9 protein-coding genes are annotated in these 12,444 nt (G+C 57.8%); 8 read left to right on the plus strand and 1 reads right to left on the minus strand.

The window, feature by feature from the left end:
• Window positions 1-1,379 precede the first annotated feature (1,379 nt).
• The 4 genes from prfB (at window position 1,380) to ACTQYB_RS03245 (ending at window position 6,606) form a co-directional block, all read left to right on the plus strand.
• Window positions 1,380-2,513 carry a peptide chain release factor 2 gene (gene prfB, locus ACTQYB_RS03230; protein ID WP_015450794.1) on the plus strand — a complete coding sequence of 378 codons (1,134 nt, stop codon included), beginning with the start codon at window positions 1,380-1,382 and terminating at the stop codon, window positions 2,511-2,513.
• 129 nt (window positions 2,514-2,642) lie between these two features.
• A complete protein-coding gene (gene ftsE, locus ACTQYB_RS03235; RefSeq protein ID WP_441481862.1) occupies window positions 2,643-3,989 on the plus strand; it encodes a cell division ATP-binding protein FtsE in 1,347 nt (448 codons plus the stop codon).
• On the plus strand, window positions 3,986-4,909 hold the full coding sequence (gene ftsX, locus ACTQYB_RS03240; RefSeq protein ID WP_033506303.1) for a permease-like cell division protein FtsX: 924 nt from the start codon (window positions 3,986-3,988) through the stop codon (window positions 4,907-4,909). Before ftsE ends, ftsX begins: the two co-directional genes overlap by 4 nt.
• A 236-nt stretch (window positions 4,910-5,145) precedes the next feature.
• Complete coding sequence (locus ACTQYB_RS03245; protein WP_441481863.1) at window positions 5,146-6,606, plus strand: CHAP domain-containing protein; 1,461 nt, start codon at window positions 5,146-5,148, stop codon at window positions 6,604-6,606.
• A gap of 301 nt (window positions 6,607-6,907) precedes the next feature.
• Here the strand turns inward: ACTQYB_RS03245 and ACTQYB_RS03250 are convergent, their stop codons facing one another.
• A complete protein-coding gene (locus ACTQYB_RS03250) occupies window positions 6,908-7,261 on the minus strand; it encodes a hypothetical protein (protein WP_441481864.1) in 354 nt (117 codons plus the stop codon).
• Between the two features lie 972 nt (window positions 7,262-8,233).
• Between ACTQYB_RS03250 and smpB the strand changes: the two genes are divergently transcribed.
• The 4 genes from smpB to ACTQYB_RS03270 all read left to right on the plus strand — a co-directional run bounded on the left by smpB (window position 8,234) and on the right by ACTQYB_RS03270 (window position 12,431).
• Window positions 8,234-8,713 carry an SsrA-binding protein SmpB gene (gene smpB, locus ACTQYB_RS03255; protein WP_015450789.1) on the plus strand — a complete coding sequence of 160 codons (480 nt, stop codon included), beginning with the start codon at window positions 8,234-8,236 and terminating at the stop codon, window positions 8,711-8,713.
• Window positions 8,714-9,051: 338 nt separating this feature from the next.
• The gene (locus ACTQYB_RS03260) at window positions 9,052-9,981 is read left to right on the plus strand and encodes an ABC transporter substrate-binding protein (RefSeq protein ID WP_321046273.1); all 930 of its coding nucleotides are present in this window, start codon (window positions 9,052-9,054) and stop codon (window positions 9,979-9,981) included.
• A 212-nt stretch (window positions 9,982-10,193) separates the two neighbouring features.
• Entirely contained in the window at window positions 10,194-11,129 is a 936-nt protein-coding gene (locus tag ACTQYB_RS03265; RefSeq protein WP_441481865.1) for an ABC transporter substrate-binding protein, read from the plus strand.
• Between the two features lie 309 nt (window positions 11,130-11,438).
• A complete protein-coding gene (locus ACTQYB_RS03270; protein WP_015450786.1) occupies window positions 11,439-12,431 on the plus strand; it encodes an amino acid ABC transporter permease in 993 nt (330 codons plus the stop codon).
• The last annotated feature ends 13 nt before the right edge of the window (window positions 12,432-12,444 follow it).

A 12,444-nucleotide genomic window follows, 5' to 3' on the forward strand; every position in this document is an offset into this window, starting at 1 on the left:
GGGCGGTGTGCCGTTGCCGAGGTTGTCGCGATTTTCCCGGCGTGGTTACGAGCGTGACGCAAACCGTGACTGTGTCAGAGATCTGTTCCTGGGATTCTTGCGATTCGACGTCGCTGTAGTTTCGTAGCCATCCGTGTTGCGCCGGTTTCCGCCGACCTCGCCGCGCGTCATGTACGCTGCGCCGCACGCCTCGTCGGCCTCCGCGCCCATAAACGTGTCCAGCATCGGCTCCAGCATCCGCGAGAGCCGGTAACGCACTCCTCCTGCCCGCGCGCGACTTGCAACAGCAAGTCTCGCGCCTGTTCATCGTCCAATGATGCTAACGTATGCTTTACGGTCATCGGCTGGTCTTTCCCGCCATCAATTTCACTTATCCATCAATGGCGATACTAGGCGGTGATTCCTTTCAACGCCCGCAAGGAACAGGGCTTCATACACCAACTTCTAGGACATAACTGACCGGTGGTTTGGCCTGACCGGTGGTTTGGCCTGACCGGCGGTTTGGCCTGACCGGTGGTTTCGTTCGACTGGCAATGCGGCTTGACTGGTTGTGTGACTTGACTGGCTTGACCGGCTTCTTGACTCTGCTCCCTTGATTGTGAGTGGTGGCTCTCAATCATGCGGCAACAAGTCCGAATACGTCGTCACCAGTCCGTGCATCCCACTTGATTGTGAATGTCCGCTCACAATCACCCACAATGATCTTGGGTGATGAAGGTATCGCTGTTTGCTCTGACGATGATTGTGAGCGCTGACTCGCCTTGCGCACGCGAATGAGCAATTGCCGGCGACTGATATGGTCTCTCCCGTCTGATTGTGAGTTGTCACTCGCAACTGTTCGTTTGTATGTCCCAACTGGTAGCTGAAACCGACCGATGACTGGTAACTGGTGATTGTCGATAGGTGGCTAGTCGCTGCTAACTGCTGGCTGCTGACGACTGACGGTGACTGGTGAGAGCTGGCATCGTTGACATAGCTTGGCGGGTTGCGAGCGCTGGCTCACAATCAGGCGCAGGGGCCGTGATGATTGGCGACCGTAGGGGAGCCTGGAGCTTCGGTTGTGTTTGTCGACTCACAATCAGATGGGGAAAGATCGCGCTTGCCGCATGATAGCGGGGGAGGTTGCGCTTGACGCCCAGATATTTGTGAGTGCTGACTCACAATCAGATCGGAGGAAGACCAGCTCGTGGCCCAATGGGAGTGGGATCACAGAAAATTGTGAGTGCTGACTCGCAATCAGGGCAGGGGAGCCACGCGTATCGGATGCGGTACGTGATTTCGGAGTTGAGTTGTGAGCGCCGGCTCACAATCAGCAAAGGGTGTGAACGTTCGGGCGGGTCGGCGGACGATTTCCGCCTGTGCCTGTAAGGTGGATAAACGTGGCAGACTATGACTTTACGCAAGATTTGAACGAGACCAAGGCGAAATTTGACATGATCGCCAAGGCCATCGATATGGACGCCCTTGCCTCGTCAATCAAGGATCTCGAGGTAGAGGCGAGCGCGCCCGGCCTGTGGGATGACCAAGAACACGCTCAGCAAGTTACCAGCAAGCTCTCGGCAGCGCAATCCCAGCTGAAGCGCCTCAAGGACGCCCAACGGCGCATTGACGACGTCGAGACCCTGTACGAGCTCGGTTCCGAGGAAGACGACAAGGATTCCATGGACGAAGCCGTCAACAATCTCAAACAGCTCGATCAGGACCTCGTCGACATGGAAGTCCAGACCCTCATGGACGGCGAGTACGATGCACGTTCCGCCGTGGTCACCATTCGTTCTGGTGCCGGTGGCGTCGATGCCGCTGATTTCGCCCAGATGCTGCTGCGCATGTACCTGCGTTGGGCGGAACGGCATAATTTCAAGACGAAGATGATGGACACGTCCTACGCCGAGGAAGCCGGCATCAAATCCGCCACATTCCAAGTCGATGCCCCGTACGCGTATGGCCGGCTTTCGGTCGAGGGCGGCACACATCGTCTGGTGCGCATTTCGCCGTTTGACAATCAGGGCCGTCGTCAGACATCCTTCGCCGCGGTCGAGGTGATTCCGCTCGTGGAATCCACCGATCACATCGATATTCCGGACTCCGATATCCGTGTCGACACCTTCCAGGCGTCGGGTCCTGGCGGCCAAGGCGTGAACACCACGTATTCCGCGGTGCGCATCACCCACTTGCCCACCGGCCTCGTGGTTTCTATGCAGGATGAACGCAGCCAGATTCAGAATCGTGCGGCCGCCATGGCGGTGCTCCAATCCCGCCTGCTGGTGCTGCGCCACGAAGAGGAAGCCAAGAAGAAGAAGGAGCTCGCCGGCGATATCAAGGCCAGCTGGGGAGACCAGATGCGTTCCTACGTGCTGCATCCGTACCAGATGGTCAAGGATTTGCGTACCGGCTATGAGACTTCGCAGACTCAGGCAGTGTTCGATGGTGATATTGATGGCTTCATCGAGGCAGGCATCCGTTGGCGTCATGACCAGCGCAAGCAGGCCGCCGAGGAAGCTGCCCAAGCCTAAGTCGGCACAAGCCTTGAGACAACAACTGAATTCAACACTTGGTAACACTTGAGAACGTGCTGCCTCGTATCCGCCTCGGGGCAAGGATTCGGGGCACACGTCCGGTAATCGACACGGAAGACGGGAATCATGTCGCTGATAACGCTTGATGATGTTACAAAGATTTATCCGAAAGGCACACGGCCGGCACTGGATGACATCACGCTGCATATCGACCGTGGCGATTTCGTGTTTCTTGTGGGCGCGTCAGGTTCCGGCAAAACGACGTTGCTGAGCCTGCTGTTGCGTGAGGAGGAGGCGACCGACGGGGAGATTCGCGTCGCGGGCAATGACCTGCGTCGTTTGACGAATCGGCAGGTCCCGCAGTACCGCCGTTCCATCGGCTTCGTGTTCCAGGATTACAAGCTGTTGAACAACAAGACGGTCTGGCAGAATGTCGCGTTCGCGCTTGAGGTGATTGGCACGAGCCGCTCAACCATCAGGACGTTGGTGCCCAAGGTGCTTCAGACGGTCGGGCTTTCCGGCAAGGAGAGGAACTATCCGCATGAGCTGTCCGGCGGCGAGCAGCAGCGCGTGGCTATCGCGCGTGCGTATGTGAATCATCCGCAGATCCTGCTTGCCGACGAGCCTACCGGCAACTTGGATCCGACGACGTCACTCGGCATCATGGAAGTCCTTGATGCGATCAACCGCACCGGCACGACCATCGTGATGGCCACGCATAACGAGGAAATCGTCAATTCGATGCGCAAACGAGTCGTCGAGTTGCACAACGGCAAGATTGTGCGCGACGAGCAGCATGGTTCATATGATTCAGCCTTGTATTTCCCTGACCGTGATGTCGAATCGAAAGCTTCAAACGCGAACGCGGTGCGGACGTCTGAGGCCCAGGACGGGGTGTCCGGACGGCAGGATGGAACCCCTGACGCCAAAGCAGTCGGAGCCGGCGCCGACGATCCTGATGCGAAGTTCCGTCCTCAGCGTTCCGCGACACAGCAGGTTTCGGCGACGCTTGGTGTCGCCCAATCACTGATGGCTTCGGAGAACGGCGATGAGGGTATCGCCCGACTCGCCCATTCGGTTCATTCCGGGCGCACCGGTCGGTATGGCGAGGTCTTCCAGTCTGTGGAAACCACGATGACCTGGGGCAAGGGTCTGAGTGCAGAGGATATCGCCGCGAAGCGCGAGCATGAGGAAGCGTATGCCAAGCGGCACGGCACCAATGTTGAGACATCCGAGCTGCACAGTCACGAAGGCCAGCCTTCGGATGAGCGGGCTGCACAACCGCAACAGGGTGGTGCAGACGACAGCAGGGTGGCGCCTCCCGCTCCGCCGTCGCCTCCTGCCCCGCCGATGCCGCCCGCCGTTGATGGCGAAGCGGCTGCGCAACGGGTGCAAGAGACACCAGAAGTGCAAGACACGAGCGACACACCGGACACGAGCGATACGGACGGGAAGGAAAGTCAACAGTCATGAGGTTACGGTTCATTCTTTCTGAGACATGGACAAGCTTGCGGCGTAATGTGCCGATGATTCTTTCCGTCATGCTGGTCACGTTCATCTCCTTCCTGTTCATCGGCGCCTCCGTGCTGATGCAGGCGCAGATCACTAAGGCCAAAGGCGACTGGTACGACAAAGTAGAGGTCGTGGTCTGGCTTTGCCCTGATGGCACGAGCCAGTCAGCGAACTGCTCGAGCGGGAAAGCGCCGACCGACAATGAAATTGTTGATATCGAGAACAAAATTCAAGACGAACTTGGTTCCGTCGTGTCCAAAGTCACGTATGTCAGCCGTGAAGAGTTCTATAAGAACACCTTCCTCAAGCAGTATCCGAACGGCATATATCAAGGCAGGACGCTGACTGCGGCGGATATGCAGGCTTCGTTGCGGCTCAAACTCACCGACCCGACCAAATACCAGCAGGTTTCGGAAGTGCTCTCGGGGGTGAGTGGGGTCGAGGAAGTCCAGGATCAGCGGCAGATCTTCGATCCGGTGTTCAATGTGCTGAACAAGGCGACGGTGGTGACGGTGGTCCTCGCAGGTGTCATGATTGTGGTCGCGGTGCTGCTTACTGGTACAACGATCCGGATGAGCGCCGCATCGAGAAAGAACGAGACCGAGATCATGCGGCTGGTTGGCGCGTCGAACTGGACGATTCGTCTGCCGTTCATTCTTGAGGGTATGACAGCATCCATGATCGGCTCACTGCTGGCGGTCGGCGCATTGAGTGGAATTGTACAGATTTTCATCACCGATGGAATCGCGCAAACCGTTCAGTGGATGCCGTTCATCACGCAGAAAACCGTATGGCTTGCGGCGCCGGCACTCGTCATCGGCGCGATGGTGTTGTCCGCGCTTTCGTCCGCTGTGTCGTTGCGACGCTACCTCAAAGTGTAAGGAAAGTGCGCGGTGCCTATGGGATGTGCAGGCATGTCCGAATGCCGAGAGAACTCGTCTCGGTCGGCGGTCAGCGCCATTCTTGCCGCCGCAGCGTCGTTCAAGCTCGTCTTGAATTTTGGTATTGAGATGCTCCAGGTATACACGTCGATGGCAGATACGCGACGGGGGTATTCCCATTGACCATTGAGCATCGTTATGTACAATGTGCGATACACCACAAGAAAGGCTGTGATATGAAGCGCACGAAAAAGATCGACGCCATTGTGGGCGCACTGATCGCATCGCTCACTTTTATCGTCGCAGGCACTGCGAACATGATCGCGCCGCCGCAGCCGGCGCAGGCGGTTACGATGCAGCAGTACAAGGCAAAGCTCCAAAGCCAGAGTGATCTCAAAGCCAAACTGGCGGGTGTCAGCGCGCAGTTGGCGAATCAGATCCTCCAACTCAACGATTTGAACCAGAACCAGATCCCCGCCGCGCAGCAGGCGTTGGAAGACGCGCAGAACAGCGCGGAACAGGCGCAATCCCAGGCGCAGGCCGCACAGGAGCGACTCGAGGCCGCGCAACAAGACAAGGCCAGCTTGCAGGAACAAATCAAGCAGACCGGCGCGAACTATGACGATGCGAAGGAAGCGGTCGCCCAGATGGCGCGTGAAAGCTTCCATGGCACCACCGCCTCGGAAGTGATGAATGTGGTGACCAATTCCACCACGACCGAGGATTTCGTCAACAAGATGCAGGCCGACGCCACAGTCACCCGCACCGAAAGCAATGCTGCAAGCGACGCCGCGACGCAGCTGAGCACCGCGAAGAACCGCGAGCAGCGGCTTGCGGCAATCGAGGATGAAATCACCACGCTCAAGCAGAAGGCCGATGCGCAATCTGCCGCGGCTCAGAAAGCCGTGGAAACTGCTCAGGCCAAGCAGTCCGAGCTGAATGATTTGTTGGCTCAGGGCAATGCCGAGCGTGCCTCGTTGGAAAGCCAGAAGAGCCAGCTGACTTCGCAGTCGGCGAAGGAGGCCGCCGAGATCGTCGCGATGGAGTCGGAGATCACTTCCTGGTCCAGCAACTATTCAAATCAGCAGGCATCACCTTCCAACGGCGGTGCGCAGTATACCGGCAAGAAGCCTTCGTCGGGTTCCAGTTCCAAGGGACCAAGCGGCTCGACTGCGTCAAGACCGAGTGCTCCGAGCAATTCGAATTCGTCGAATACTTCGCATAATTCAAATAATTCAGGTAGTTCGGGCGGTTCCGGCGCCTCCGGTATGAATTATGGCGTGCCGGGAAGTTGCCCTGCCGGCTCTTCATTCTGCTACGGGCATCGCACAGGCAACATCGGCAACGGCAACACTTATCCGGCGCGGAACTGCACCCTGTGGGCGTATATTCGCCGTTCGCAGTTGAGCCTGCCGGTGGGTTCGTATATGGGCAACGGTGCCGACTGGGCGGGTACCGCGCGTTCGCTGGGATATTTGGTGAACAACACGCCACATGTCGGAGCGGTGATGGTATTCGCTCGCGGGCAGCGTGTGACACGTTGGTATGCGAATGCGGCGTACGGCCATGTCGCCGTAGTCGAGCGCGTGAACTCTGATGGTTCGGTGCTGGTTTCCGAAGGCGGCACCGGGTTCGCGACATTCCCCGCGTATGAGACGATTTCGAACGCCGGGAGCTATCAGTACATTCATTACTGATCCGAACCGCTGGGCTGAACCACTGGACTGCTGAGCCGTCCTTTGGCTGACGGGCTGGGTCTTTCGCCCTCTCAAAATGGCGGGAGCGTGTTGCTTGATGCGACGCACTCCCGCCATTCCTATACGCGGAGTCGATGGCGCGGCTGTGTGCGGTTTCCGGCGAGGTAGGAGGGAAGGACGGAAGAGAAGAGAAGAAGAGAAATCGTTCGCGTTGATTGTGAGTGGCGACTCGCAATCAAACTGTGGAATCGTGAAACGTCCCACGATTGTTGTCCTCTTCGCGTTGATTGTGAGTGACTGCTCACAACCTGAGCAGACCTGGGCGGTTGTTCTTGACAAGATCATCTCCGGTTACTGATGTTTGTGAGTGACTGCTCACAAACAAGGCGAATGAAACTGTCCCGGAGAAGATTTCCTGCCATTGTTCGGCTGATTGTGAGTCGCCGTTCACAACCTTGGACGATTGCGCGTTGTATCTACTGTCATCCGCACTCGTTGCATCATTGTTTGTGAGCGGCGACTCACAATCAAAATAGTGGAGTGCGTGAATAGGGACGCCGACGCGGTCACGGCCGTTTGATTGTGAGTGATGACTCACAATCTTGTTGTTGAATCGATTGATGATGGTAATCGTGGTGGAAGTTGATGGAGCCATGGCTCACGATTGTGAGTGGTGACTCTGAGCTTGATTTGTGAAATCGAGAGATAGACATGTGATTGACGCAGAAAATCACCCGTTGTGAGTGGCGACTCGCAATCGACGTTTTTTCTGCGGTGGCATAAGAGACTGATGCGATGCTGGCGGCTGGTTGTGACTGGCGGCTCACAACGATTGTTGATCAGATGTCGGGTGGTGGATGTCGGCGGTTGTTTTGCCATTGATTGTGAGCGGCGGCTCACAATCTGTGATGTAGTGCGGCAATTACGAAGAGATGCGTGTATCCCGCCATTGCTGGTTGTGAGTGGGACACACAGTCAATGCCGGAACTGTCTTGTGAGAGAGATCTGCAGTCCTATTGTCGTTGATTGTGAGTGGGGACTCACTAGGTCTCAGCAGGAAATTGTCGGTAACGAATATGTGGCATGGAACCGCTGCTGATTGTGAGTGGCGGCTCACAATCGGTGGGTTGATGGTGGGTGAGGGGTTTGCGGGATCAGGAGTATGTAGCTGATTGTGAGTGGCGACTCACAATCAGCGGTTTGGGGATAGCCCGGTTACTGTTGGGCGGTTCGGATAGTTGCTGGTTGTGGGTGGGGACTCACAATCGGTTGGATGATGGGCGCAAAGGGTATGCGACGATAAGGGGTCGCCGCCGGTGGGTAGTGGTGACTCACAATCAATCGACTGTTTCGGTTGGAGAAGAGGATCGGAAGATGGTGCAGGGGAGAAGCAGCAGAGAAAGGTGGTGCATGGAAAGAGGTGCGCTGAGCGGCGGGACGGACACAGATGCCGGACTCTATACGGGCGTGTGCGACTTCGTGTACAATGGTTGGTTCGACAGGCAGCGTGGCGGGCACCGCATACGTTCTCGCTCATCGTAGGGTGATGGACGACGCGACGATCCCGCACATCATCGGGGCATCCAAGACGAGAGCGTGCCCCAGGGACATGAGGAACGAGGACGGAATGGCGAAAGAACAGGGGACTGTGATGATTGCGCAGAACCGCAAGGCGCGGCACGACTATAGCATCGAGGACACGTACGAGGCTGGACTGGTGCTCACGGGTACCGAGGTCAAGTCTCTGCGCGAGGGGCGCGCGTCGCTCGCTGAAGCATTCGTCAGTATTGACAGGCGCGGCGAGATGTGGCTTGAGGCCGCAAATATCCCGGAATATCTCAACGGCACGTGGAACAATCACGCCCCGAAGCGCAAGCGTAAATTGCTGCTGCATGCTGCGCAGATTGAGAAGCTGCAGCGTCAGACCCAGGCAAAAGGCTATACGATCATTCCGCTGAGCCTGTATTTCAAGGACGGCAGGGTCAAAGCGGAAATCGCGCTCGCACGAGGCAAGAAGGAGTACGACAAGCGTCAGGCTTTGCGTGAGGAGCAGGACAAGCGCGAGGCGTTGCGCATCATGCGCTACAAGAACAAGCAGGTGATCTGAGCGTTATTGTTTCGCTGGTCTGAGAAGATGGTTGATGGCGTGGGCATTCAATGTTGGCTGTCTTGCTGCGGAATCGTGACACCGTCGTCCACAATCGTGCCCGCATATCGAGACTCCTCGTTACAAGCCCACACTGCACGGTTACGGTGAAGTGTAACGTCGCCGTAGCATGGCGGGCTTATTCTGCGGCTATCGGCGAGGACGGGGCATCCGCCCGGGTGCCCACGCCGACGGGCGCGGCCGCTAGGCTCTCGCGTCCGGAACAGAGAGAGGGTTCAGCCATGTCAGTCATGTCAACCATGTCTTATTTTCGCCACGCTGGAAGCCAAACCGCAAGCATGCTGAAACGTTTCGCTGCCGCCGCCTGCTGTGTTGCCATGCTCGCCGGCGCTGCTGCATGCGGTACGAGCGATGCGTCGGATACGAAGTCCGGTTCCGGTTCTTCGTCGAGTTCGTCCACGGCCGGTTACGATGTCTCCGGTGTGAAGAAGGATGCCTCGATTGCGGCGTTGCTGCCTGATTCGGTGACCAAGGACGGCAAGCTCACCGTCGGCATGGATACGTCATACGCGCCGGCCGAGTTCCTCGCGGAGGACGGCAAGACTCCGGTCGGATATGACGTTGACATCGTCAAAGCGATAGCGAATATCTTCGGTTTGAAGGCGGACCCGGTGACCGCGAATTTCGATTCGATCATTCCGTCGGTCGGCAGCAAGTACGATATCGGCGTGTCGTCGTTCACGGTGACGAATGAGCGTCTTGATTCCGTTGATTTCGTAACGTTCTACAAGGCGGGTTCCACGTGGGTGACCAAGAAGGGTAACCCTGAGAAGGTGGATACTTCGGACCTGTGCGGCAAGAAGATTGCCGTGCAGACCGGTACCACGCAGGAGGAGTCGGTCGCCGAGATTTCCAAGCAGTGCAAGGCGAATGGCAAGCAGCCGGTGGACGTGCTTTCGAGCAAGTTGCAGACCGATGTGACGACGAATGTGGTGACCGGCAAGGCGGTCGCGTTCTATGCGGATACCCCGGTTGCCGGCTATGCGATCTCGCAGACCGGCGACCAGCTTGCCACGCTCGGTGAAGATGAGGGTGTCGCCCCGGAGGGCGCAGCCATCAAGAAGGGTGATTCCGCCACCGACGAGGCGGTGCAGAAGGCCCTGCAGAAGCTCATGGATGACGGCACGTACAGGAAGATCCTCAAGCATTGGGGTGCCGAGGGCGGTGCCGTGACCAAGGCGGAGATCAACCCCAAGGTCGAGGACTGAGCTGCGCGTCTCGTCCGTGCGTGTTGCCTACGCGCCCGCAGAGTATCCATGGTATGCCGGTCGTGTCGCGGATGACGCCTGTTGCGTCCCGACACGACCGGCGTGTCTTTTTCGTGCCGCAGTCTGCGGCATAGTATATTATGCGAATCAATGCATAGATATGCATGTTGGAATGGCAGACAGCCTGACCGCATGCATGAAGAGAGGAACATATGTCATTCAAGGCTTTCAAGACCGCGCTCGCCTGCACGCTGAGCGCCGCCATGTTGCTCGGTGCCGCCGCATGCGGCACGAAGGATGAAGCGACGTCCGGCTCCGGTTCTTCGTCGAGTTCGTCCACGGCCGGTTACGATGTCTCCGGCATCAAGAAGGACGCATCCATCGCCGCCATGCTGCCTGATTCGGTGACCAAGGACGGCAAGCTCACCGTCGGCATGGAGCTCACGTATGCTCCGGCTGAATTCCTTAAGGAAGACGGCAAGACTCCGGTCGGCTACGACGTCGACCTGTCCAACGCGCTGGGCAAGGTGTTCGGCCTGGACACTCAGATTGTCTCCGCCTCCTTCGATTCGATCGTTCCGTCGGTGGGTAGCAAGTACGATCTTGGCATCACCTCGCTGACCATCACCAAGGAGCGTATGGACGCGGTCAACTTCGTCAGCTACTACAAGGCTGGCGCCACATGGGTGGTCAAGAAGGGCAACCCGCAGAAGGTTGATACCTCTGACCTGTGCAGCAAGAAGATCGCCGTGCAGACCGGTACAGTCGAGGAGGAGGACGCCAACAAGGCGGCCAAGCAGTGCAAGACCGACGGCAAGAAGCCCCTCGAAGTGCTCTCCAGCAAGCTGCAGACCGATGCGGCAACCAATGTGGTGACCGGCAAGGCTGATGTCTTCTATGCGGATTCCCCGGTCGCGGGTTATGCGATTTCCCAGACCGACGGCCAGCTTCAGGCGCTCGGCAAGGACGAGGGCTCGGTCAAGCAGGGCATCGCCATCGCGAAGAACGACGACCAGACCACCAAGGCCGTGCAGAAGGCCGTGCAGAAGCTTATGGACGACGGCACATACATGAAGATCTTGAAGCACTGGGGCGTGCAGTCCGGCGCTTTGGACAAGGCGGAGATCAACCCGACCGATCTGAGCTGACCAGCTGGTATCAGTGGGCGTCAGTTGGTGTCAGTTGACATCGGCGGAAGAGACATGCTGATACGCCCGTCGGTCATGCGACGTAAGCCGCATAGCCGACGGGCACACTCGTTGGGGAATCATCGTTGGGGAATCAATCGTGACTGATGCAACAGCCTGACCATGTGGCGCGCGGCACTGATTTGTGATATTGGGATACGGACATTATCTTGACTGTGTCGCAGGGCGTGGCGACAATAAAGTTCACAAGGTGTTCACGCTGATGGTGTGAACTGGGCAACGAACTGACAACAGGAGATGGCGCAAACCATGGCGAAGAAACAAGTCGACGGCGAAGGTCTGGACATACCCGACCGCATCCACGCGTTGCCCGTGAAGCGTACCGGCCCAGTGGTCGCCGCTGTGATTGTGGCGCTGCTTGCGGCGATGCTCGTGCAGGGGCTGGTCACCAACCCGCGGTTCGAGTGGAATATCGTCTGGAAGTATTTGTTCAACGAGAACGTGCTCGAAGGCATCGGTTATACCCTGCTGCTCACGGTGATTTCCATGGTCGTCGCAATCATCCTGTCGGTGATTCTGGCGATTATGCGCAAGTCCATCAACCCGGTGCTGCGCGGGGTCAGCTGGTTCTTCATCTGGTTCTTCCGCGGCACACCTGTGTACACGCAGCTCGTGTTCTGGGGCCTGTTCTCCGTGCTGGTGCCCAAGCTGTCGCTCGGCATCCCGTTCACGTCGGTGACCTTCTGGAGCATCGACTCGTCCACGATCATCACCGCGTTCAACGCGGCGTGGATTGGACTCGCGCTCAACGAGGCGGCCTACTTGTCCGAAATCGTACGTGCCGGTCTTGAAGCCGTGGACCCGGGGCAAACCGAAGCGGCGAAGGCGCTCGGCATGAAACGCTCGTTGATTATGCGGCGCATCATCCTGCCGCAAGCTATGCGCATCATCATCCCGCCGACCGGCAATGAGACCATCGGCATGCTCAAGACCACGTCGTTGGTACTCGCCGTGCCGTTCACGCTGGAACTCCAGTTCGCCACCAACGCCATTGCGAACCGCATCTACAAGCCGATTCCGTTGCTTCTGGTCGCCTGCATCTGGTACCTGCTGATTACTTCCATCCTCATGGTCATCCAGTCCCGTCTCGAAAAGCATTTCGGCAAGGGCTTCGAAGCCCGATCCATCGTGGCCGAAGATAATGGCGATCAGCAGCTGGACGGCCCGGTCGCCGTCAGTGAGACGAAGAAAGACCGCATCGCCCGCGGCAACAATGTGAAGATGATCGGGCTCAACGCGTGAGCGTGAGGGAGGA

The sequence above is a fragment of the Bifidobacterium sp. LCP19S3_E9 genome (assembly GCF_052121135.1).
Taxonomy (GTDB): Bacteria; Actinomycetota; Actinomycetes; order Actinomycetales; family Bifidobacteriaceae; genus Bifidobacterium; species Bifidobacterium thermacidophilum.

Coding starts and splice junctions, on each gene's coding strand:
- ftsE (WP_441481862.1), top strand. CDS start 2,643: ATGTCGCTGATAACGCTTGATGATGTTACAAAGATTTATCCGAAAGGC.
- ftsX (WP_033506303.1), top strand. CDS start 3,986: ATGAGGTTACGGTTCATTCTTTCTGAGACATGGACAAGCTTGCGGCGT.
- ACTQYB_RS03245 (WP_441481863.1), top strand. CDS start 5,146: ATGAAGCGCACGAAAAAGATCGACGCCATTGTGGGCGCACTGATCGCA.
- ACTQYB_RS03250 (WP_441481864.1), bottom strand. CDS start 7,261: ATGGCTCCATCAACTTCCACCACGATTACCATCATCAATCGATTCAAC.
- smpB (WP_015450789.1), top strand. CDS start 8,234: ATGGCGAAAGAACAGGGGACTGTGATGATTGCGCAGAACCGCAAGGCG.
- ACTQYB_RS03260 (WP_321046273.1), top strand. CDS start 9,052: ATGCTGAAACGTTTCGCTGCCGCCGCCTGCTGTGTTGCCATGCTCGCC.
- ACTQYB_RS03265 (WP_441481865.1), top strand. CDS start 10,194: ATGTCATTCAAGGCTTTCAAGACCGCGCTCGCCTGCACGCTGAGCGCC.
- ACTQYB_RS03270 (WP_015450786.1), top strand. CDS start 11,439: ATGGCGAAGAAACAAGTCGACGGCGAAGGTCTGGACATACCCGACCGC.